22 protein-coding genes are annotated in these 23,721 nt (G+C 44.0%); 15 read left to right on the top strand and 7 right to left on the bottom strand.

Features of this window, described 5'->3' with window-relative positions:
• Positions 1-125 precede the first annotated feature (125 nt).
• The 6 genes from WC788_04365 to WC788_04340 all read left to right on the top strand — a co-directional run bounded on the left by WC788_04365 (position 126) and on the right by WC788_04340 (position 6,449).
• Positions 126-1,865, top strand: a complete 1,740-nt coding sequence (locus WC788_04365; protein ID MFA6096834.1) for an ABC transporter ATP-binding protein — start codon at positions 126-128, stop codon at positions 1,863-1,865.
• A gap of 40 nt (positions 1,866-1,905) precedes the next feature.
• Complete coding sequence (locus WC788_04360) at positions 1,906-3,672, top strand: ABC transporter ATP-binding protein (GenBank protein MFA6096833.1); 1,767 nt, start codon at positions 1,906-1,908, stop codon at positions 3,670-3,672.
• A gap of 377 nt (positions 3,673-4,049) precedes the next feature.
• The gene (locus WC788_04355; GenBank protein MFA6096832.1) at positions 4,050-4,457 is read left to right on the top strand and encodes a hypothetical protein; all 408 of its coding nucleotides are present in this window, start codon (positions 4,050-4,052) and stop codon (positions 4,455-4,457) included.
• A 241-nt stretch (positions 4,458-4,698) separates the two neighbouring features.
• On the top strand, positions 4,699-5,295 hold the full coding sequence (locus tag WC788_04350) for a hypothetical protein (GenBank protein ID MFA6096831.1): 597 nt from the start codon (positions 4,699-4,701) through the stop codon (positions 5,293-5,295).
• Positions 5,231-5,755, top strand: coding sequence for a hypothetical protein (locus WC788_04345; protein MFA6096830.1), 525 nt, complete (start codon positions 5,231-5,233; stop codon positions 5,753-5,755). Before WC788_04350 ends, WC788_04345 begins: the two co-directional genes overlap by 65 nt.
• Positions 5,756-5,933: 178 nt before the next feature.
• Positions 5,934-6,449 (top strand): hypothetical protein, encoded by a 516-nt coding sequence (locus tag WC788_04340; protein ID MFA6096829.1) that lies wholly within the window; start codon positions 5,934-5,936, stop codon positions 6,447-6,449.
• A gap of 80 nt (positions 6,450-6,529) precedes the next feature.
• Here the strand turns inward: WC788_04340 and WC788_04335 are convergent, their stop codons facing one another.
• The 3 genes from WC788_04335 to WC788_04325 form a co-directional block, all read right to left on the bottom strand.
• On the bottom strand, positions 6,530-7,981 hold the full coding sequence (locus WC788_04335; protein ID MFA6096828.1) for an ATP-binding cassette domain-containing protein: 1,452 nt from the start codon (positions 7,979-7,981) through the stop codon (positions 6,530-6,532).
• Positions 7,982-8,121: 140 nt separating this feature from the next.
• On the bottom strand, positions 8,122-8,544 hold the full coding sequence (locus tag WC788_04330; GenBank protein MFA6096827.1) for a hypothetical protein: 423 nt from the start codon (positions 8,542-8,544) through the stop codon (positions 8,122-8,124).
• 29 nt (positions 8,545-8,573) lie between these two features.
• Positions 8,574-8,696, bottom strand: a complete 123-nt coding sequence (locus tag WC788_04325) for a hypothetical protein (protein ID MFA6096826.1) — start codon at positions 8,694-8,696, stop codon at positions 8,574-8,576.
• 298 nt (positions 8,697-8,994) lie between these two features.
• Between WC788_04325 and WC788_04320 the strand changes: the two genes are divergently transcribed.
• Together WC788_04320 and WC788_04315 are read left to right on the top strand one after the other, a co-directional pair.
• The gene (locus WC788_04320; GenBank protein MFA6096825.1) at positions 8,995-9,618 is read left to right on the top strand and encodes a hypothetical protein; all 624 of its coding nucleotides are present in this window, start codon (positions 8,995-8,997) and stop codon (positions 9,616-9,618) included.
• Between the two features lie 134 nt (positions 9,619-9,752).
• Entirely contained in the window at positions 9,753-9,953 is a 201-nt protein-coding gene (locus tag WC788_04315) for a hypothetical protein (GenBank protein ID MFA6096824.1), read from the top strand.
• A gap of 88 nt (positions 9,954-10,041) precedes the next feature.
• On the opposite strand, the gene WC788_04310 is transcribed toward WC788_04315, so the two are convergent.
• From WC788_04310 to WC788_04295, 4 genes are all read right to left on the bottom strand, one after another.
• Positions 10,042-11,031 carry a CAP domain-containing protein gene (locus tag WC788_04310; protein MFA6096823.1) on the bottom strand — a complete coding sequence of 330 codons (990 nt, stop codon included), beginning with the start codon at positions 11,029-11,031 and terminating at the stop codon, positions 10,042-10,044.
• Between the two features lie 115 nt (positions 11,032-11,146).
• Positions 11,147-11,926 carry a class I SAM-dependent methyltransferase gene (locus tag WC788_04305; GenBank protein ID MFA6096822.1) on the bottom strand — a complete coding sequence of 260 codons (780 nt, stop codon included), beginning with the start codon at positions 11,924-11,926 and terminating at the stop codon, positions 11,147-11,149.
• Positions 11,927-11,936: 10 nt separating this feature from the next.
• Positions 11,937-14,216 (bottom strand): LamG domain-containing protein, encoded by a 2,280-nt coding sequence (locus WC788_04300; GenBank protein ID MFA6096821.1) that lies wholly within the window; start codon positions 14,214-14,216, stop codon positions 11,937-11,939.
• Between the two features lie 124 nt (positions 14,217-14,340).
• The gene (locus WC788_04295) at positions 14,341-15,417 is read right to left on the bottom strand and encodes a M42 family metallopeptidase (protein MFA6096820.1); all 1,077 of its coding nucleotides are present in this window, start codon (positions 15,415-15,417) and stop codon (positions 14,341-14,343) included.
• Between the two features lie 249 nt (positions 15,418-15,666).
• Here WC788_04295 and phnD point away from each other — a divergent pair, with 249 nt between their 5' ends.
• The 7 genes from phnD (at position 15,667) to WC788_04260 (ending at position 23,628) form a co-directional block, all read left to right on the top strand.
• Positions 15,667-16,542, top strand: a complete 876-nt coding sequence (gene phnD / locus WC788_04290) for a phosphate/phosphite/phosphonate ABC transporter substrate-binding protein (protein ID MFA6096819.1) — start codon at positions 15,667-15,669, stop codon at positions 16,540-16,542.
• 5 nt (positions 16,543-16,547) lie between these two features.
• Positions 16,548-19,172 carry a PAS domain S-box protein gene (locus tag WC788_04285; GenBank protein ID MFA6096818.1) on the top strand — a complete coding sequence of 875 codons (2,625 nt, stop codon included), beginning with the start codon at positions 16,548-16,550 and terminating at the stop codon, positions 19,170-19,172.
• Between the two features lie 71 nt (positions 19,173-19,243).
• Positions 19,244-19,621, top strand: a complete 378-nt coding sequence (locus WC788_04280) for a response regulator (protein MFA6096817.1) — start codon at positions 19,244-19,246, stop codon at positions 19,619-19,621.
• A gap of 84 nt (positions 19,622-19,705) precedes the next feature.
• Positions 19,706-20,083: a response regulator gene (locus WC788_04275; GenBank protein MFA6096816.1), complete on the top strand. Its 378-nt coding sequence runs from the start codon at positions 19,706-19,708 to the stop codon at positions 20,081-20,083.
• 265 nt (positions 20,084-20,348) lie between these two features.
• Positions 20,349-21,023, top strand: coding sequence for a type II secretion system protein (locus WC788_04270; protein ID MFA6096815.1), 675 nt, complete (start codon positions 20,349-20,351; stop codon positions 21,021-21,023).
• Positions 21,024-21,220: 197 nt separating this feature from the next.
• Complete coding sequence (locus WC788_04265) at positions 21,221-21,826, top strand: hypothetical protein (protein ID MFA6096814.1); 606 nt, start codon at positions 21,221-21,223, stop codon at positions 21,824-21,826.
• A gap of 101 nt (positions 21,827-21,927) precedes the next feature.
• Positions 21,928-23,628: a GspE/PulE family protein gene (locus tag WC788_04260; protein ID MFA6096813.1), complete on the top strand. Its 1,701-nt coding sequence runs from the start codon at positions 21,928-21,930 to the stop codon at positions 23,626-23,628.
• Positions 23,629-23,721: the final 93 nt, after the last annotated feature.

The following is a 23,721-nucleotide window of genomic DNA, read 5'->3' as shown; positions in this document are numbered from 1 at the left end:
AAAGCTACCAAATTCTCATATAATGTCAACATTGTCCTGTGCTAAGCCGGAACGATACCACGATACGCCGGCACGGAAATAATTTCCCGGTTGATGTTTCCCCTGAATAAAGCTATAATTGGCAGATGGAAACCGGCAAACAGCAAAAAATAAGAAGAAGAAAACCAAGCATGTTCGGATTGCTTCGTCCATATAAGTGGTCGATCGGCGGCTTGGTTCTTTTGGCTGTTGCAAGCAGCGCACTGGGTTTGATGCTGCCCAAGATCATGTCCCGGAGCATAGACGCATACACGGACCATGCGTTTATTTTAAATACATTAATCGCCGAGTATGGGACCATGGTAGTGATCATATTCATTCTGACCTATGCACAAAGCATCGTACAGACCTATACATCGGAACGCGTGGCGCGCGACCTCAGAGAAAGACTTTCGGACAAGATATCCCGCCAGAAATATGCCTTTGTTGAAAAAGTTACGCCGGCCAAACTCCTGACCAATCTTACATCTGACGTAGATGCGATCAAAACCTTTATTGCCCTGGCGATCGCCGCGCTCGTTTCTTCGATCATTATCGTAGTAGGCGCCGCCATTCTGCTTTTCACTATCGACTGGGAGCTTGCTCTCGCGGTTCTGACGATCGTACCCGTCATAGGCATTCTTTTTTATCTCGTATTCAGCAAAGTCAAAGCTCTCACCACCAAAAGCCGCGAGGTCATCGACTGGCTCAATAAAATTATCAATGAAAGTATTCTGGGAGCCGCTCTGATCCGGGTGCTTGATTCTCATAAACCGGAATATGAAAAATTCTTTTCTGCCAATTCTGAGGCAAAAAACATCGGCCTGCAGATCCTGAAGATCTTTGCGAGCATGGTCCCGACCATCGGCTTCATTGCTAACCTGGCAATATTGGTAATCCTGGCCCTCGGCGGCCGTTTTGTGATCGATGGCGCAATTTCGCTTGGTGATTTCACGGCCTTCAACAGTTATGTCGGCCTTCTCATTTTCCCGGTCCTGATCATCGGCGTGATGAGCAGCGTTATCGCACAGGCGGCGGCATCTTATGAACGCATTTATGAAGTCCTGGAGGCAAAAGAGGATGGCCGGCATGGATTGCTGAAAAAAGAACTTGCGGGAGACATCGAATTTAAAGATATCACGCTTGCCTATGACGAAAAACCGGTGTTGAAAAATATATCATTCAAGGTCAAGGCTCACAGCCGAACTGCCATTATCGGACCGACAGCGGCCGGAAAAACCCAGCTTCTCTATCTTCTCATCGGCCTTGTCGAGCCTAATTCCGGCTCGGTGGAATATGACGGCCACCCCATAAACAGTTACGATGAACAGTTGTTGCATCGGCAAGTTGGACTTGTTTTCCAGGATAGCATTATTTTCAATCTGACCTTGCGGGAAAATATCGCATTCAGCGACACAGTGCAAGACGCCGACCTGGAGAAAGCGATCGGGACCGCAGAAATGAAAGATTTTATCTCATCATTGCCCGAGGGGCTGGATACGATCGTGTCGGAACGCGGGTCAAGCCTTTCAGGCGGGCAGAAACAGCGCATTATGCTCGCCCGCGCGCTTGCGCTCAATCCGAAAGTTCTGCTTTTGGACGATTTCACGGCCCGCGTCGACAACAAAACCGAACAGAAGATATTGGATAATATCATCAGGAACTATCCCGACATCACCCTGGTCTCAGTTACGCAAAAAATAAGTTCTGTCGAAAAGTACGATCAGATAATACTTCTTATGGAAGGAGAGATCATTGCCGCAGGTCTTCACGACGAACTCCTGAAAACTTGCCCCGAATATGTTCAAATTTATAATTCCCAGAAAAGCACGAATCAATATGAATAGATTTCGATATCTTTATATATAAACATTTCCGCTCAATATCATGACCAATTACGCCCTAAACAAACCATCCGGCCAGGAAGAAAAGCTTAGCGTGAAAAGATCGATCGGAAAGCTTCTGCCCCTGCTGAAAGACGAAAAAAGAAATATCATGCTCGCCACAATTGCAGTGCTGATCAATTCCGGATTGAATCTCCTGGCGCCCATTCTGATCGGCTACACTGTAGATAAATATATTTTGACCGGACAGTACAACGGCGTTCTCGTATTTTCCGCTATTTTGCTAGCGATGTATGTCATAGCCGTGATCGCAGGTTATTTCCAGACTATGCTAATGGGCGCGGTCGGACAGCATCTGTTGTTCAATCTGCGTAATGCGGTCTTCAACAAAATACAATCCCTACCGGTGGCATTCTTTAATCAGAACAAAACTGGCGACCTGATCTCCCGCATCAACAGCGACACTGACAAGCTGAATCAATTTTTCTCGCAAAGCCTGATCCAATTCGTGGTAAACACGATTATGATCATCGGCGCCGGTATTTTTATATTATTCCTGAATTTTCGGCTCGGTGCCGCAGCTCTATTGCCGATGTTGCTGCTTTTGGTCTTTACCCGCCTGATCTCTCCCTGGATCAAGCGGAAAAATGCAGCCAGCCTAAAAAATGTCGGAGGATTGAGCGCGGAGATCTCGGAGAGCATCGACAACTTCAAGGTGATCATCGCATTCAATCGCCGGGATTATTTCCGAAAAAAATTCAACGAAGCCAACAACGCCAATTACGCCAGCTCAATCCGCGCCGGGATCGCAAATAATACGCTTACGCCGGCATACGGACTTGCTTCGAATCTGGCTCAGCTTATTGTCATCGCCTACGGACTTTATCTGATCTCTGCGGGAGAATTTACTTTGGGATTTTTGATCAGTTTTTTGACATATATCGGAAAACTATATGATCCGCTCCGGCAAATGGCCGCGATCTGGTCTAATTTTCAGATCGCTCTGGCCGGATGGGACAGGATCCATGCGATCTTAACGCTTAAGTCGAATCTGAATATTGTTCCTTCCCCTGAAATAGCTTCAGCAACGGCGCCGCTGATCGAATTTAAAAATGTCCATTTCGGATATCCCGACGGCAAGGAAGTTCTGCACAATATCAATTTCAAATTGGTTTCAGGAAAAACATATGCATTGGTCGGTCCGACCGGCGGAGGGAAAACAACCACAGCCTCTCTTATGGCACGCCTATACGATCCGACCAAAGGAACGATCCTTTTGAACGGAAAAGATATCCGCTCATATGAGGAACGGGAAAAAGCACAACGGATCGGATTCATTCTGCAGGAACCGTTCCTGTTCTCCGGAACCATCAGGGACAATATTCTCTACGGAAATGAGATCTATAAAAACTGCACCAATGAGCAGCTGGAAAAGACGATAAGGGATTCGGGTTTGGAGTCTCTGCTGATACGGTTCGAAAAAGGACTGGAAACTAAAATTGCCTTAAGCGGAGGAACTCTGAGCCTCGGACAGAAACAATTGATCGCTTTTATACGCGCCGTGCTTCGCAATCCCCAACTGCTGATCCTGGATGAAGCGACGGCCAATATCGACACGGTGACCGAAAAACTTCTCGAAGAGATCCTGAAAAAACTTCCGCACGAAACGACCAAAGTTATCATAGCGCACAGGCTCAACACCATCGCCAATGCTGATGAAATATTTTTTGTGAACGCGGGCGAAATCACTCCCGCCGGCACCATGGAGCATGCTGTCGATATGCTGCTCCATGAGAAAAGAAAAAGCTAGGAAAGTCCCGTCGAATTGATTTCCGGCAAGATAACACTTTTCTATGCCGGATTTATGGATCCGGTTCAGATTTTCTGCGCCAGGTTATCAAGTAAACAATAAATCACTTACTAGAGTGATTGTTTTTGTTCATATCGCAATCAACTGACATATTTATCACTGACATATTTATCATGCTTGACTTTAGGATGGTTATATGATATACTATAACGTTATGCTGCCAAAATTGTAACAACGAACCGTTCTTTGCAACAAAAGAAAAAATGACTTCAGGACTATAAACTTGCGGCAAACTATCACTGGATTTGTAGCCGGTTCAAAGCCCTGAAGAAGAAATATCGGATGGACTGAAAGTTATGCAATAAAGGAGGATGAATATGGCCAAAAGTATACATAGATTGAAAAATCTGCTTACTATAGCGACCGAATCCGGGAAGATCAAATGGGTCCAGGTTGGAGACAAGGTCGATGATGACGGCAAGGTCATGAGCGATCTGGAAACAACATTCGACGGCATGACGGTAAGGATCGTTGTCAGAAGCTACATTGAACGCTCAAAATGGTGGGGAGACAAGACAAAAACGCTCTACGGATTGATCATAGATGATAAAAAAGAGAGAATAGTATTCTCTTCCAATCCCGATCAATTCGAAGGTGAAAAACCGGGCGATGACGAATATAACATGGACCTCTGGACCCTTGCCTATGAGATCCAACGCATGATCGAAGAAAAAGATCTGATGGGTTCTGTAAAGCAGAAACTTTCCGCAATGATATATTCTTAACTCATTTTTTCTTTTTATTTTTCCAAGTCTATATATTTATATAGATTTAGAAAAGCTCCGAATCGCATAGGTCCGGAGTCAGCCTCTGATAAAATTATCGGCGGCAAAGATTATCGTTCATTCAAAACAGATCAGAAAACCAAACAGTGTCTTGAAGCCGTGAATTTATAAACTAAGCGCGTATTTTATAAACTTGCGGCTTCAAGAAAGAACAACGGCCGAGAAAACAGGAGAGGATATAATGAAAAGAAGATATATGGTCATATTGACGATTCTGACACTTACGGTCTTGATGCTCGTAGTAGCGACAGATCGCCTGGAGAATAACAATGAAAACACCAGCTTCCTGCAAAATACGCAGTATGTGTTTAACAGCCCTGCAAGAGGCCACATAAACATTTCCGAAAAATTCGGGATCCTGAACAGCAGCCTGGAAGATAACAAGATCTTGGATAAATACGGATACGGCAGATGGACAGAAAAGGAAAGGAATGAACTGCATGAAATGATAAACATAACCATCGAGTCCGCCGGGGTATTTAACACATATGTGGATATATCGGAATATATCCTGGATGCGGCAAAATATCCTGAAAAGTTCGACGACATGCAATATGCCGAAATACTCTTAAGAAATGGATACAGAGAATGGACCGAAAAGGAAAAATTTGATTTTTTCCGGATGACGAACATAACAGCCGGATCCCCTAATGTCAGAAATACATATTGGGATCTGCTGAGAAATGAATACCGACAAGATTGGAGGAATACAGATGACAAATACCAAAAAGATATTAGCTATCCTTATGCTTCTGGCCACTTTATTTTTTTTGGCTGATAGCTACAGGATGCAACGGAATGAAGAAAAGACGATGCGAGAGTCGCGCGAATCGGCGATCTATCCGAACAGCACGCTCGAAGGAAAAATATTTTTTGATTCGAACAACAATTACAGACTGGATGCATCTGATATCCCCATGACGGGACCCGTTAAACTTAGTCTTATCCAATCCTTCCCCGAATCTGATGAAATATACAATATCGTTTCGGAAAATGGACGCTATATTTTCACGGCGCCGCGTAACGCAGATATAATCAGGATATCTCTCAATGGCTCCGCGGAAGAGCTGAACAACTTGACGGACCCGGCGGATCAAAGCGCCGACTTTAGGATTTTCAGGTTCTCTCTGATCAACGGATCGGAACAAGTCGGCTCCTTTTGGCAGTCAGACGGCAGCACTATCTGGTTTCCAGAGGGAAAGTCAGTTATGAATATCCTTATCATAGGAATCAAATAATGTAACTGCCTTTCCTTATTTTTTCCAAGCCTATAAATATCTTGTAGATCTGGAAAATATAAATTATCAAAACAAATGACGGTTTATCTCAAAACATAAACACTATTTCAGATCGGATGCCATGAGTGATATTTTGGCATTTGTTCTGAAGCAGTGTTTGTGGCTTCACGGAGGATCTATGACAAAATTAAAAATGTTCTTTATACTCGCAATAATAGTGTTGATAACCTCGGGCTGTTTGGAGAAAAATGGAAATAATTCCACCGACTCGAACCATAACAATAATACATCGATAGACATAAATGGAATCATTCATGAAAATACCGGCAATATGACTAAGGCAAACATCACGCCGGCAAAAACAAGGGCTCCCGTTAAAACTGCGGCCAAAACAAAAAATAATATATCAAGTATTCGGGTATATGACTTTCAAGAGAAAGATTATCCCGTAGTAATCATTTGTCTGAAAAATATAGATAGATCATGGGGAAATTATTCCATAGGCAATGTAAACGACAATGCGAATGACCCCACGCATATTTTTCAGCCGTCATCGAGCATAGCGATCAAATTTGATGACAATATTCATACGTTTTACGCCGAAGATATTGGCACTACGCTGCCCTACAACGAAGGAGTGATAATTGAAGTTCGGAAAAATTGCGAAAAAGAATTAATTGAGTCGGTTCAATAAATGGATCGGCTCTATTTTTTTGTATAAAAATATCCGTCCTAGACAACGGCTATTTTCTATATATAAACGTATTTATATTATTACAACTTTCCAAGATCAAGCGTTTCATCGATCCTGATCTCGCGAACGAACTCATCCATATGACTCACCATGATCATCGTTCCGTCATATTCATCAATAGCTTTGGCTATTACCGGAATGTGCCTGAAATTGATGTGATTCGTCGGTTCATCCAGGATCAAAAGCCCCGGTTTCATCAGAACCAGGCGCGCGAAGCTCAATAGCCCCTTTTGTCCTTCAGAAAGATCGGAGATCTTGTGGCCCATCAGCTCGCCCGTGATCAAAAATCCCGCGGCGATGGACCTCATTTCCTGGACATCATTTTCGATTATGGCACCAAAAAGAGAATCATATACTGTCTGATCGAAATCCAGCGAAGAAAAATCCTGGCTATAATATCCGACCCGGACTCCTTCCATGATCTTATGCTCGGGGGAATTGCCGGACACGAGCGAGCGGAGGAATGTGCTCTTTCCAACACCATTGGGGCCGGAAACAAGCATATGAGTTCCCCTGCGCAGGACCATCTCCAGTTTTTTTTCGACTTCCTCGCCATTCTTCAGGGCTTTCACCGCCGCTATCTCGACTATCTTTCCCGCGATATCCTGGCTTGGAATGGAAAAACTCCTGATCGTCTTATCCTCCCGCCTCACGTCAACCATATTCTCCTCGTCTTCCGTAACCTCCTCTTTGAGCTTCTTCGCAAGACGCCTCATCTTGCCTCCCTTATGGGCAAAAAAGTTGACCTTTTCTTTCCTGTCAATTATGTTCTTTTCCAGCTGGGCATTCTTCTTTTTCTCGCGCTCGATCCTGTTTTTGATCTCTTCCACCACGGTATAATAATCGCCGACATATTGCTCCGTTTTATGAGTGAACACATCAAGATAGACAACGCCGTCGGTAAAACAGTTCAAGAAATCGGCATCATGTGATATGACAATAACAGTCTTCTCATACATCATCAGAAAATTGATGAGATGGGCAATGCCATCTTCATCCAAATTATTCGTCGGTTCATCAAGAAGCAGGATGTCGGGATTCTGAATAAGCGCAAAAGCAAGGAGCAACCTGGCCTGCTGACCGCCCGAAAGGTCGCTGACTTTCTTTTCAACAGGAACATTAAGATTGACCGCTTCCAGAACTTCCTTGATCTTTACCGGAATATTATACGGCACATCCCTATAGGCCTTTTTGAAGTATTCCAGAACCGTAAGCGCTAGATCTCCCCTGTCCATAACCTGCTTCGAGGTCGCAATAGTCGCGCCATTTGAAACTGAGATCCTCCCGTTTTTTGGTTTGATCGCTCCGGTTATGAGTCCGAACATGGTGCTCTTGCCCGCCCCGTTCTGCCCCATCAATGTTATTTTCGAACCGTTCCTCACGCTGAAACTGGCCTCGTCCAAAAGGGGCTTTTTGTATTGATATTCGAATGACACTTCGTCGAACCGAAGCACTACCTCTGAATCTGCCATTATTATGAAAGATATAAATTACCAGGATATTCTAGCATGAAATATATGGAAAGTAAAGGATTTAGCCCCGAAAGATCCAAGCCAAAAACGCTCTTCGGAAATCCCTCACGGACCCTGCGTCCCGATAAAAAAAGACATTGCTAATTTTTATTCAAAGCAATGCCGCTTATGACTTCTTCTATGATCTTTTGATGCTCCGGAAAATAAAGAGTGCTGCCTTCAATTGCCTTTCTTCCTCTCTCAGTCAGACATATAAATACCCTTTCTTCCAGGCCAATATCCGTGCCTGTCTCTTTTGACGACACTTGAACGATAAAGGATTCGACCTCTATCCATCCGACCTCGACGAACAAAGACAGATCTCCGTCAAAAGTCGGCCATGGTTCATCAAAATCAACATGCGTATAAATATTCCTGACCCCTTTTCGGTCAAGTTCGTCGAAAAGATCTTCGAGTGTTTTTTTTTCAACCCATTTCTTTTTTATCCATTTTCTTTCTCTTGTTCTGGCAATTATCCTGTCTATTATGAACAGCATGATCCCGCCGGATTTCGCAATTTCCATTGACGCACCTCCTTTTTACTGGATTCATATTATATCATTGAATTTTCCATGTCAATCAAATAAAAAAAGGTGCTTGATCGGATGACCAACCTTGTTTTTTTGACCTCGCCGGCAGTATTTTCATCCATTCCGAAAATATGCAAGTTTAGCATTCATTTACCTCCATGCATAAAGATATCCATGTCAATTTTATCGGATGGACAAATAGTCATATCAAATACGGCTATTTACGCTCAAATACTTTTAAAAACACTTATATTGGTTTCCGACTGCCAGACATTCCATATGTGCTCATATTGACAGTTTACTGTTTTTGTGCTATAATATAATTGTGATTAATAATGACCTTTTATAACATGGATTTGAGTGGCTTTAACTGGTTATTGAGTATTAATGGCCAATTGAAGCCACTTATTAAAGTGACGATACAAGAACTGGGAGGTTCACATTATGTCAGAGAAGAAAAGAAGTAAAAAAGTAGCATTGATTATTTTGTTGTTTATGAGCTCAGTTATTGGCCTAGGCTCATACCTGATGTTCACTACCCTGCCGGAAACAATGGCAGTACCAAGCTGGGCAGAATCAAATGTTGTCAAAATCAACCCCGGATGGGAAAATCTTACATCATATGATGTAAGTGTCCGCCCATTTCCATGGATAGACACGGAACGGGAGACAATAGAGAGCCCGATCAGCAGCGCACTGTTCCTGTATAAAGTTGAGACAGGAAAGATCGAGAAAGTTAGATACGTAATCAAAGACCACAGCGTCAAGCTGTACGGATATGAACCCGAGCTGGCATATAACAATATATCAGCCAGATGGGACCTATATTCCACCGAATTGGCGCCAGTACCGAAAAAACCTGGAGACGGAATGTTTTTTTCCAATCCAAGGCCAACGGAAGATGGAAGGGGGATAATATTTGATGAAGAATATTCCGATATATACTTCGGAAAAGCCATGATCGTAATATTCACCACATTGGGCGGAGGCACGACTCTCTTCTTGATAATCAAGATGCTGTCAATCGCAAGAGACAAAGAATTTGAAACCAGAGAGGAAGAAAAATAGGTCAAAAGACCGAAGATACTTTCCTCTTTTTATTTTTTGCCGAAGAATCCAGGCTTCCATCCGCAAAGAATAGACAAAGCCAAACACCTGACAAATTATATAAATATATTATAATACGAATCGGAGGAAATATTATGGAAAGACCAATGGTATTCTTAGTTGCAGTGCTGATATCATATGCGGTTGCAGTTGCGCCAATTGCATATTTCAGCGGAAATGAGCCGACCCAGAAGATATTTATCATGTTATCCGGATGGATAATAATCGCTGTATCAATATCGACAAATTACATTATCACCGGGTTGGGATCGGTTAAAAAGATCAGCGTTGCATAATAGTCATTATAAAAACATACCCGGCATCAGTTGGGTATTTTATTTTATATACGAATTAAGCTGCACTTTCTATGAACAGAACCGGGAATCATCCGTCATCATTCCGAAGATCTTCATCCGAGATATAGTAAAGATTCATCGAAACCGCAAAAGAAAGAAGTATCAGCATTATCTCTTTTTCGAATGAATCGATGACTGCGAGATATTTCAATGGCCCCTCAGCAGACATCATTCCGCTCCGTTCCCCTTTTATATCCGCGACATATACATCCGGGATATTCTCTATTTCATCATCGATATCGGAGCTGCAAATATAGAAATCTTTGAAAAATGTATATTGCGTATCTGATATACGAATGGGTATATTTCCTGCGGCTTCCGGTGTATTTTCTTCCTCCAGTTCAACGCCTGCCGAATTGCAGGAATCATCGTTCTCAGGATCATTGATCGCGGCGCTGTCCTGCTCCGGCACAACCCGAACTGCCGTTGGCGCCTGAACTTTATCTGTTTCCGTGGATGTCGGCCCGTCTGTCTCGACCTGCACTTCCGCCTTTTGGAATTCAACGGCATTCTTCCTGGCGAGCGGCGAACCGAATTCTTCCACGACTATAACAGTCTCCGCTCCATCGAAAATTCCCCTCTTTACTGCAATACCTACATCGGAATAATTCGCATTCAAAAGATTTTCCCTGTGCGAGCTGCTATCCATCAGAGCCTTGTGAACTCCTTCCGCAGAAACGAAATCCATCGCCAGATTTTCTCCGGCGAATAAATATTCATATCCGGCCGATCTGATGAATTCCCATGGAGTTTTCCCGTTCGGGCTTTCATGGTTAAAATATTGAGATTTGAACATGTCATTCGCCTTTGCCTCAGCGGCCGAAACGAGCTGCGTATTCATGTTAAGTTCCGGTACCCCGTTTGCTTCCCTGGACCTGTTGGTAAGTTCCAGCATGATCTCGGGGGCGATCTCATGTTTTTCAAAAGCAAAAGCGACGACAACGCCGACATTAAAGATGGCAATCAGGGAGACGATTGCGCCGATCTTAATTATTGTGTTTTTTGAGCATATTTGCATTTTTGTTTGTGTTTTTGTCTGCATTTTCCGGCTATAAATAAAACAAAGGGCCTTTCACCCTTTATCCTAAATATCAAATTCTATACTATAATTATACACCAATTTTACCCTCCGGTCAAGACCGTTTTTTGATGATCAAGGCCTGCCAAAGAAAAACATCCCGGAACTCCCATCCGCTTACTTGAATATCGATCGGTTCAAAACTGTGATCGATAAGCTTTTCCCCTGAAAGTTTTTTCAATACATTGGCCAATTTTTTGATGCTCTTATCGATGCCAACCAGCCTGATTTTCGAACTATAGCAGCAATTGATCGGGGCGATCCTTATTTCTCCATTTGCACTCAGGATCCTGATGCAATTTCTGATCAGCTTTTCAAATTTTCGCTTCCCGTCCCTCTCGAAAAAAAGCGTGCTGGCTCCTCCATTCGAAACTATTATATCCGCGCGCGAAAACGGCAACTTTTTTGTATAATCCCCCTTGATAAAATTTTTTCCGTATTTTCCATCTGAAAGCTCTTTTCTTATTTCGAGGTCCAGGCCATATGCGCTTTTCACCTTGCCCCTCTTCAGACACTCAAGGATGAATTCTCCTTCGCCGCATCCGAGATCAATGACATCTTTCCCGGAAAAGTATCTGTCTCCTCCGGTAACGCAAAGATATTTAAGATAGATATTATATCTCTTTTTGCATGCATTGTCGTTAAAAACCTCCGGCGAATCATCGCTTAGCATTTCCACGGCTTCGCGTCTTTTTTTCTCTACATAATTCCCGAAAGCTGCATCCCACTCATTTCTCGGAAGTTGTATTTGGGCTTTTATATAGCTTTTAAATTCAGGCCGCAAGGCTCCGTCTCTTCCCCTGCCGGCATTTCGCACGATTTTTCTGGTAGTCATGACCTATGTGTTACATTTTCTTGCTGAGCGCGACTGCAATAATGATGATTATGCTGAGAACCACTCCCAAAACAGCAACGATCACACCGCTCAAGCCGGAATTCTCTATTTCCTCATTAAATTTCGCCAAGGCATCATCATTCGCATTGTTATCGCTTGCACCATCTGTTTTAATACACGCCCCATCCTCGCATCCGTTCTCGCAAACGTGATCGGCGGCCTTGCCTCTGCCATCTTTTTCGCAATAATATTCCTTCAGCGTATCCTGCGATACGCATTGATCGGAATTGGTTTTTCCCATATACACCACATCGCCTTTTCTGAAAACATCCTGTCCTTCGTCCGTATCGGTGCATGATCCTTGCGGTTTTACCGGAGACGAGCCGCCATTTTTCCCCAGGATCACCTCTATATCCAGACTTCCGCTGTCGGCGCACGCGCAGCATCCTCCGCAATTGCTTCCCGCCGAAAATTCAATATATCCGTCGCCCGACTCGCATTTCACCTCCTGACCCTTGTTGCTTCCTTGCGCATTGCATTTCACAACTTCTTTTATTTTCCAGTCGGAATACGGATTCACTGTCAGTTCTCCTTTTGATTCCCCGGGAGACGAATAGCCGCAATCGGCCGGAGCAGTGCCCCTTATAAGTATCTTGTAGTCCCCGTTATCCATCCTTTTTCTTTCCGCATACCATCCCTTTGCTCTCCTGGCTTGCTCCGCCTCAAAAATATCTCCCCAATAACTGCTTGTGCAGGCTTCTCTTCCGATATATTCATCGTAAAGATCATCTGTTGCATTTAATTTCGCATAATACTTGTTTCCGACAACTCCGGTCGCTGAAGAAAACGGATAGAAAGATCCTTTATTGGCGACATCGAAATTGACCGATACGTCCCAATCTTCTATCGCGGCGATGCCGACCGTAAATTCCGCGTATGAATTACCAGTCTTTCCCTGATAGTCGGCAGTTGCCGTTATCCTATATACCCCCTCCTGCATCGCGTTCACATATATCACGTTCTCGCCCCCGACTTCGCTTGCGTTATGGAACACGCCGTTATTTCCATTTCCGCTGCTGTCGAACACGATCTCTTTTTCCGTCCTTTCGAAATCCCAGAGAACTTCCAGGTTTTTTTTGCTCACGTTTATATCCGAATAAAGAGCTCCTGCCTCGGACTGAGACAAGGCTCTTTTATAGACCCGGACCTGATCGATATCCCCGACAAAACCGTCCGACCAATCGATGCAATTCCTATAATGATATCCGCAGGCATAACCAAGATTGACGTTCTTCATATCCGGAGCGTCCCAGTCGAAATTCGACATTGGTGTATCAACGTCCTCTCCGATAAATTTTCCATCGACATAAAGTTCGCCCTTGGGAAAATCGCCGCCGCGGAAAACAGCCGTGAAGAGGTGCCATTTATCATCCCGGTAGTCATATGAACCGTCAGTCGAAACGGAAAGGTCGTTCCTGGTTCCGTTATTATTTACAAAAGCGAAATATTCCACCGTCCCGTTGTCTTTTCTGATGCTGAACTTCGGCGCGAAGTGGTCTCCCGAGTCCTTATAATATTCGGCTTCATAGAATTTTCCTCCGACTTTGGTTTTGAACCACATGCTAATGGTCACATCGTCTTTTTTTCCGAACCCCGGGAGATCTCCTATATAAGTGTTTCCGTCAAAACTGAAAGCGCTCCCGGACCTGCCGCTGACCAGGTTCGAACCCTTGATCAACGCAGATGATGTCTCGACGCCGGACAGATGCTGTTTATAGAAATATGACGTTTCGAACGATCCGTCCGGAGCAACGACCACCCCTTTTATAAAAGATCTGTGTTGTTGGTCGATATCCTGAAAATTGGCCCGGATCATGACCTCATCGCCGATCGAATATATCCTTTTGCCGATCTCGAGCGAAAATTCCGGACCGATGCCGCTGTCCCGGCACGCGCCATCCTGGCAGCCATTCGGACAATCCTTGGTGATTTCCGCAGGCTGCATACCTTTGCAATACCATTCATGCAGCTGGTTCTTTCCGTCGGAGCAAATATCGATATAGTGCCCTCTGGAACCGGCATCAGCCGTATCGACCGTTCCTTTGGTGTAGTAAGCTATGCCGCCATCCGAATCTACGCAAGAATCAATGCTGACCACCCTCTTGGTGACTGCAACAGCGGCCAATGCGGTATCGGCCGAAGCCAATGGCACAAGCACGCCGAAACAAAAAAACACGGCAAAGTTTCTTGAGACCGTTTTTTTAATTTCATAGGCGAAATTTGTTTTCATTTTTGTATTTAGTATATTATTATTTTACATCTTATAACCGCAATTCATATATTTATTTTACACTATTTTTCCCATAAAGTTAATAATTTGCATTAAAAAAAGACCGGGGTTCCAGTCTGTGTGTTTATAATCCATTTTTCTCGATATCGCCTATGAGAGCGACAACAAGCCTTATTGCGCTTTCCATGTCCCTAAGATCCGCAACTTCCACCGGAGAATGGATATATCTCGCGGGATTTTTTATGGCAACCGTCAAAATGCCGCTCTGGCTCAGCTGGATCTCGGACGCGTCCGTGGTGCCGAAAGATGACACCTGGAGCTGATATTTTATTTTGTTCTCTTCAGCGATCTTTTTTATCCTCTCGACCATATGCATCGGGGCAATGAATCCCCTGCCTTCTTTGTCTGCAATGACGATCGCAGGACCTTCGCCTATTTTAAGCGGAGTGATCGCGCTTCCCATGCCGGGATTTCCGCCTGCTGCAGTCGTATCAAGTACGATCGCAAGATCGGGGTTAACCCTGAATCCGCTGACCCCTCCGCCTTTGCAGCCGACCTCTTCCTGGCAGGTGCCTACGGCCGAAATTTCCAGATTCGTGTCTTTGAGCCTTTTCATGACCTCGATCATCTCGATGACGCCCACCCGATTATCCAGGCACTTGCCCGTGACCAAATACTCGCTGCCGCCAAGATATGAAAGCTCGCGTTCGATCGTTATGGATGTGCCTATGTTTATACCGCACTTCAGCACATCATCTTTTGTGCCCGCACCCATGTCGATGAACATGCTGCTTGCGTCCACAGCTCTTTTCTTTTCATCATCCTGCATGGCATGCGGAGGCTTGGATCCGATAACTCCGATCACGTCTCCCTTCGAACCGTGCAGGACAACTCTTTGCGCCAGCACGACCGGATCATACCATCCTCCTGTCTTTATGAATCTTATGAATCCCCTTGCGTCTATGCTCTGCACCATAAGTCCGATCTCGTCCATGTGGGCGGCGATCATGATCCTTGGAGCGTTTCCCGCTTTTGTCGCGATGAGATTCCCCATGCTGTCCGTTTTTACATCGCCGGCAAAGTTGAGAAGTTCTGAAGACAAAAGTTCTCCTACTCTCGTCTCGTTTCCCGATGTGCCGCATGCATTCGAAAAGAGCGCCAGTCTTGCATATAGCTCTTTCAATTCTTCTTTACTTTCCATATATATCACCTCTCAAATCGGACAAAGAATTCGGGCTTAATATTTTCCCGGATTTACCTGTCCCGAAAATACGTTATATTTCAGATATAACATGCTTTCGGGGCATGTAAACATCACGTCATGATACCAGGATATGCCATAATCGTCAATATCGCACAAGGCAGAATGTCTTTGACCGAAAGGCATATCAGTATCATTTCGTTTTTTTTCATTTCTATGTTATAATAATATCAAATCAATTTAAAAATAATGAAACTAAAAAACATTTTCATAGTGTCGGCCATAACTTTGCTTCTTGTTTTTTGCGCAATGTTATATGTGTTTTTCATCCGGAACAGGATATCGACTGTCGAACCGGAGATCTCCACCGTCGCAATGGGAATATTGACCTCGGACGATAAAGTCATCGCTCAATATCAAGCCTTTGCAGACTATCTGAATAAATACTCCGGCGTCCAATGGTATGTCGTACCAGTCAAAGATGCGGGGTCTTTTATTGAACAGATAGAAAATCACAAGATAAAAAGCGCGTTCGTCGGAAGCGCCGTGGGATATCGCATAATAAAGAATAACCTTGGCTTTCCCGTCGCAAGGGGTGAACAGAACGGAATATCCACATATGATGCCTACGTCATAGCGAAAAAAGACAGTGGGATAGAATCCATTGAGGACCTGAGAAACAAAAGATTCGCATATGTCGACATAAATATGACGTCCGGATATCTTTTTCCGGCATATCTCCTGAGGTCATTGGGCCATGACCCCGATATTTTTTTCAGAGCATCTTCTTTCCTCAAAACCACATCAAACGTAGTCGATGCGGTCATTTCCGGCAATTTCGACGGCGGCGCAGTGAAAAGCTTGGATCTGCTAGCTTTGATCGAAAAAGATCCCGGCATCCAGGACAAGATCAATGTGATTGAAAAAGGGGGGTCTTATCCAAACAACACTTTTATGCTGAGCGTCGATTTAGACGATCAAACGGCTGCCAAAATACAAAACCTTCTTTTGACCATGAACAATTCCGAGGAGGGAAGGCTGGTCCTGGAAAACATGGACATCGACCGGTTTATCAAAACAAGCAATAGCGATTTCAGGGAAGTTGAAAAAATCATGAATTTCTAATCATTATGCTCAAGATCAAAACAAAACTTTTCCTTTTCTTCCTGACTAATGCGGTTTTTCTCTGCATAAGCACCGGCTTTGCGATCATTTATATTGAAAAACTGGGGAGTTCGATAGAAAACATGTCATCCCTCGGAAAAGCGGTAGACGACATCATAACTCACTCGGAAGATTTTTCCAAGGTCGCGTATTCATATTCGACGTTGAGCCCCGATAAATACGACTCGCTCCGGTCCGAAATGACATTTTCAGCTTCACATTTTGACCATGCCATAGAGGTTATGCAAAACGATCCCAATTTGCATGACTATATTTCAAGCATCAAAAAGATCAAAGATCAATATCTCGACCTTGCACAGAAGATCTCCTTGAACAGAAAATCCCGTTACGAACAGAACTTGGCACACAGCGCCACCCTTTCCGACCTTGAGGAAACAAGAGAAGGACGCATCGGAGAATACAGCAAGTTAACGGCCGATATGGAACTGCTGTTGACGCAAGTGGGTTACAGCGAAAAAGAATTTAATTTCCAATTTGAAGACAAAGAACATTCGGACGAGTGGCTGGCATTGATCGAAGATCTGGAAGCCGCCTCAAAAAAAGAAGAGTCGGATGAGTTCTCGGGGCTTGTGGCAACATATGCGGGAATTGCCGATCGGTCCATTATTGAAAAAAATTCATTGATCGATCTTGACCTCAATTACGGATATTATCTGGAAAAAATAGATAATGTGTCGCTCGAGAATCGGGTACGGAATGCAAAAACAAAAGAATATATTGATTCGATGATCAGCAGAGTCCGGCAAAGCAATAATGTTTTCAAACTGGGATCCATCTTCTTCATATTCTTCCTGCTTCTTTTCGGAAGCATAATGCTTGCAATATATTCAAGAAAGACTACAGCGCCGATATTGAGCCTGATCGATGTTTCAAAAAAGATACTCGGAGGAGATCTGTCTGTCAGAGCAAGGATAAGATCAAATGACGAAATGGGATACCTTTCCGACACATTCGACAAGATGCTCGACAGCATAGATGAAAAAAATGTCCGTCTCAAAAAAGAAAGCCTGCAGCTGAAGACTCTCCTTTCCTCCATAAGCGAAGGACTGCTGTTGATCGACGAGAAATACAACATACTCCTCGCAAACACCGCGGCTTCGCTTATAACCAGAACCGCTTCAAAAGATCTGCAGGGAAAGAATCTGAAAGAAACCCTCGAAATATTGCACAACATGGACATGGTGCCCAGCGACAAGTGGCCGTTCGAGCATGTTTTCAAAACCGGAAGGTCCATCTCGCTGAAATTAAACGATGAATACTATTTCAAAACAAGAGAAGGACGGATCTTCCCCGTCGAGATCATGATAGCACCCATCGAAAGCGGAAATTCTACCGGAGCGATTGTTGTGTTCAAGGACATAACGGAAATGAAACTGATAGAAGAAGAACGGGAATTTTCAAGAAAAAACCTTGAAAGCGTTTTAAAAAGCATATACATAGAGCGCGACAACGTCCAGGAAGAGAAAGACAAGCTCGAAGCGCTTCTCAACAGCATGGGCGACGCGGTTCTTGCGATCGACGAAGAGAAAAAAGTGATCGCATTCAATCCGGTCGCAGAAAAGATCACGGGACTTGGAGTGGATGAATTCGAAGGAGAAACATTCAGCAAAAAGATCAAGTTCATTGAAGAAGAGACCCAAAAGACCAAGGAGGATTTTATCGACAAGGTCCTTTTGAAAGGTGAAAAAGTGGAGCTGGACGATCTCGCCATTTTGAATAAAAAAGGAAAAATGGTCCTTGTCGACATAAATGCCGCCCCGATCAAGAACTACAAAGGCGTCATTATCGGATGCATCATAATTTTCAAAGACGTGACGTTCAAAAGGGAAGCGGAAAGAATGAGAACAGATTTCATCTCGATCGTTTCACACCAGCTGAGAACTCCCCTTTCGGCAATGAAGTGGTTCCTGGAGATCCTTCTTGACGGAGATGTCGGAGCTCTCAAAAAAGAACAGAAAGATGTCGTCAGCGAGATACATGAAAGCAACAAGAATATGATCAATTTCGTGAACCAAATGCTCAACGTATCCAGGATCGAAAGCCGGCGCCTCGCGATAAACATCGAGAAAATAAAACTTTGCAAGACTATAAGCGAACTTCTGAAAGAGATCAAGCCCTTTTTCACGGAAAAGAAACAGAAGATATCATATAACTGCATCGCCGACAAAGACCTTGAGATAAACACCGACAAGAACCTCCTCCGGAATGTCCTGAGCAGCGTCCTGCTCAACGCATCGAGATATACTCCGCAAAAAGGGATCATCGAGCTTCAGGTCAGCAGATATAACAAAGATTTCGTGCTGTTTAAGATCAAAGACAATGGCATAGGCATCCCCGAAGATGAACAGGTGAAGATCTTCAGAAAGTTCGCGCGGGCAAGCAATGCCATCAGATATGAAGCGAATGGAACTGGCTTGGGCCTCTATATAGTGAAATCGATCATAAATATGGTCTGCGGGAAGATCTGGTTCGAATCCGTTGAGAACAAGGGCACGACATTCTATTTCACGATTCCAATCGAAAATATGGTCTGCGAGATCGATGAAAATGACAAAAAAATGCTGATCTGACCGCAGTTCTCCGGAGATTGTTCAAATTTCGCTTATTTTGTGCTATAATCATCCTGTAACAACAAAAACATATGGCAAAGAAAAAAAAGACTATACTTATAGTTGAAGACGACAGATACCTCACGAAAGCGTATTCCATAAAAATAAAGAATGCGGGTTTTAATGTACTCCTTTCCGCGAACGGCGAAGACGGGCTGGTCATGGCTAAAGAAAAAAAACCGGACCTTATCGTTCTGGACCTGCTTCTTCCGAGAGTCGATGGATTCGAGTTCCTGAAACAGATCAAAGCGGACGATGAGCTCAAGGGTATACCGGTTCTGACCATTTCCGTTCTCGGCCAGAAAAGCGACCAGGAAAGGGCTCTCGCGCTCGGTGCAGAGGCATATTTCATCAAAACGGAATATAAGCTGGAAGATATTGTTGACAGGATCAAGGAATACCTCAAATAACCCCCTTCCATTCCCCGAAAAAGACCACGGTCGTCCGGGCAAAAATGATTGCATAGAACGAATTAAACATTACCGCAAAAAAACATGGCAAAAAACGGAAAAAAGATCTTGGTAGTCGAAGACGACAAATTTTTGATCAAGGCCTACAACATCAAATTCACAAAAGAAGGGTTCAATGTCGTCACGGCTATGGACGGAGTTTCCGGGCTGGACCAGGCAAAGAGCGAATTGCCCAAGCTGATCCTTCTGGACCTGATGCTTCCGAAGATCGACGGTTTTGAATTCCTGAAGAGGATGGCGCAAGATGAAAAAATAAAGAACATTCCGGTCATCATTCTTTCCAATCTTGGACAGCAAAGCGACAAAGACAAAGCGCTCTCTCTCGGAGCGAAAGAATATCTCATCAAGGCGGATTATTCTCTGGATAATATAATCGAGTTCGTAAATAAGCACATCGGATAGTTTGGACAGAATAGCGATAAGCTCAATGTTACTGCGACGAATGAAACAATAGGATGAATAAAGCCTTAACGTCAAAGCTCAAATGGCAAATTTCAAATCAATATCAAAAAAACAAATCACAAATGAAAATATATGAACAAACTACAGTGTCCAAAACACAAATGATTTTTGTTTGTTGTTTGTGATTTTGGCAATGCCGGACTTTTTATTGATGAATCAAATGAACTAACATATAATAACTAATTTTGAAAGGGGGTGAAAAATTGTGACTAAACAAGAACAATTAAAAGGATTTACGCTTCTGGAACTTTTGATAGTCATTGCAATACTATCAATCTTGGCTATGGCCCTGATCCTGGTGCTAAATCCGGCAGAAACGATGAAGAAAAGCAGGGACACTCAAAGGATGACCGATCTTTCAACAGTTAAAACAGCCATCGGACTATATCTTACAAATAGTACGACCCCTGCCATGGACATGGGAAGCAATGGTTCCTGCAAAGTGGGAGCAACCTGGGTAGGAGAAGAATCCAGTGGTAAGATATATTACAGCGTTCCAAGCGATACCACCGATATTTCGGATATGATACTGGATGGAACCACTTTCACAGGAACAGCTGGCGCTGGTCAGGTAACCGCAGCAAATATCGGGCTTACGACCGGAAATGGATGGATTCCCGTTAATATAAGCAGTCTAGCGGGAGGCTCTCCAATATCGAATTTTCCAGTTGACCCGGTCAATACAGTTACTGCTGCAGGCGTGGCCAATTCAGACCTTGTTTATAGATATGCTTGCGGAGATAGCTTAACTTATGAGATAGATGCCAAACTCGAAAGCACCGAATTCGGTGCGAAGGCAGTATCGGACGGCGGCAATAACCCGGATTTATACGAAACCGGAACTAGTCTGACAATTTTGGGTGGAGGAACAGATTTCTAAGTTAGCACTCATTTCGATAGATCGTTAAAAAACGATCTATCCATAATGGCTGCTAGATCGATGGGTCTTAAAGCAAATTAAATCTTCAGCGCCTTGTGCCCTAAAGCTTAGTTTTAGGATTATCCTAAAACTAAGCTTTAGGCTCGCCGAGCAAAACAAAAACAAATTCTTCACAAAAATATTCTAAACAAAACACTGTGCAAATTCTTCCTGCATTAAAAATATCCGAGCTTGCAATATCCTTCCTATGGATGTTTTTGCTGCTATACGATTATGTGAAAAACAAAAGGGTCAGCGCGGGCTTTGTTAAATTCGGCATCCTATTTTTGATGTCTGTTTTTATTATGACCGCGTGCTTTTCGACGTCGATCCAATTCCAGGTCTGGGAAAAAGATCCCTTGAGCCAATTTATCCTCCCCCCTTTCCGCTCGATCGACTATTTCTATAACTATGCAATATATCGCTTCTGGCTCCCCTATGTCCTTGACGTCGCAATAGCTCTCGCCTGGGCTTTCTATCTCATGCTGCTTTGCAAATATTCGAACAGACGCTTCCTGGATGAAAAGGAAGTTTATCTGGGTTTTCTCACGGCGCTCATCGCCGGCTGGCCGAATTTTATCATCTATGTCTTTGCCGTTTTCGGGCTTCTGGTCATAAAGCAAATTTTCAATTATTACGCACTTCAAAAAAGAGAGCTCATACCCATCGCGCCATATATGATCATAGCGGCCATCACCGTCCTTTCCCTCTCGCTATATTTCGGCGACAGACTGGGCCTCGACAAGCTGAAGCTGGTATCATAATGATTCTATAATTTTGATTTTGATTTAGACTTTAAGCTTTTGACTTTTGGTTTTAAACTTACGACTTTTGACTTTGGACTATTAACTTTTGACTTTCGCCCATGCTTCTCCCCGAAAAAACATTGGAAAAAATAATCCTGGATTCCGGAATTATCGACGGATCCGATTTTGCAAAAGCGAAAGAAGAGTCCATCCGGTCCGGAGAATCGATAGCGGATGTGCTCATCGGCGGCAACATGCTGACCGAAAACTATCTCACCGAACTTCTTTCGGAATATCTTGATGTTCCCGAAGCCGATCCCTCCAAAGAAAAGATCGATTCGAAGGTACTTTCCAGAATAAGCGAAAGCATGGCCCAAAAAAAACAGCTCATCGCATTCGGGGAAGAAAAAGGATTCCTGAAGATTGCCATGCAGGATCCCCTGGACCTTGAAACCATAGAATATGTGAAAATAACGACTGGCATGCCGGTCAAAATATATATTGCCGGAAAAGAAAAGCTGAAAAAGGCGATGAAAAACTACAAGCGCGATATCGGAAAGGAATTCTATGATATAATCGAAAGCAACATCGAAAAAGCAAAAACGAGCCAGGATGATCCCGCAAAGATCGCCCAGGAGATCCCGATCATTTCCATCATGGACACGATCCTGGACTATGCGGCCTATGGCAACGCGTCCGACATCCACTTTGAGATATTTGCGAACAAGGTCGTTGTGAGATTCAGGATCGACGGCATTTTGCATGACATCACGGAACTTCCCGCCATCGTTCATTCCGCCCTTATCGCAAGGATCAAGATCCTTTCGAACCTGCAGATCGATGAACACAGAGCGCCCCAGGACGGCCGGTTCAAATTCAGATCTCAAGACAGGGATATTTCGGTCAGAGTTTCCATCATGCCGACATTCCATGGAGAAAAAGCCGTGCTCAGGATACTTTCAGGATCCCTCGGACCCGTCAGCTTCGCCGAACTGGGACTATCCGAGAACTGCCATGAATCGCTTTATGCGAACATCATGAAAACTCAGGGAATGATCCTCGTGACAGGCCCCACCGGAAGCGGAAAAACAACCACTCTTTATTCCATATTGCACATATTGAACAAACAGGAGGTCAACATCTGCACCATTGAAGATCCGATCGAATACGACATAGCCAGGATAAACCAGACGCAGGTCAACAAAAAGACCGGCATCACTTTTGCGGACGGACTCCGGTCATTCCTCCGCCAGGACCCGAACATCATCATGGTCGGAGAGATAAGGGATAAAGAAACACTTAATATGGCGATCCAGGCCTCGCTCACGGGACACCTCGTCCTTGCAACCCTCCACACGAACAGCGCGTCTCTTGCGATCCCCCGAATGATCGACATGGGAGCTGAACCGTTCCTTCTCGCTTCCACGCTGAACCTTGTCATAGCGCAAAGGCTGGTCAGGAAGAACTGCACCAAATGCCTTTCGAGCGGAAAGATCGACGCCGAAACGCTTGAGATCATCAAGAGCCAGCTGTCTCAGAATCCGCACTCCAAGTTCAATATAGGCACCTTCGACACTATATACAGCGCGAATGGCTGCGAGATCTGCGGAAAAAGCGGGTATCGCGGAAGGATCGGCATATTTGAATTCTTGAACATCACGAGCGAAATAAAAAAGCTGATCCTGAGAAAAGCCCAGGGAAGCGAGATCAGGGATACCGCGGAAAAAGAAGGCATGGTCCCTATGTTCGAGGACGGACTTGAGAAAGTGCAGAAAGGGCTCACTACCATTTCGGAGATATTGAGGGTGATAAGGGAGTGATGATAATGTAAAATTTAAATATCAAAAATCAAAGTGAAAATGCAAAGCTTAAAATATCCAAACATCAAAATATCTGTCTGCCTGCAGGCGAGT

It is taken from the genome of Candidatus Paceibacterota bacterium (assembly GCA_041661265.1).
Taxonomy (GTDB): Bacteria; Patescibacteriota; Minisyncoccia; order JAHIHE01; family JAGLIN01; genus JBAZUT01.
This window is presented reverse-complemented; position numbering and strand designations above follow the sequence as displayed.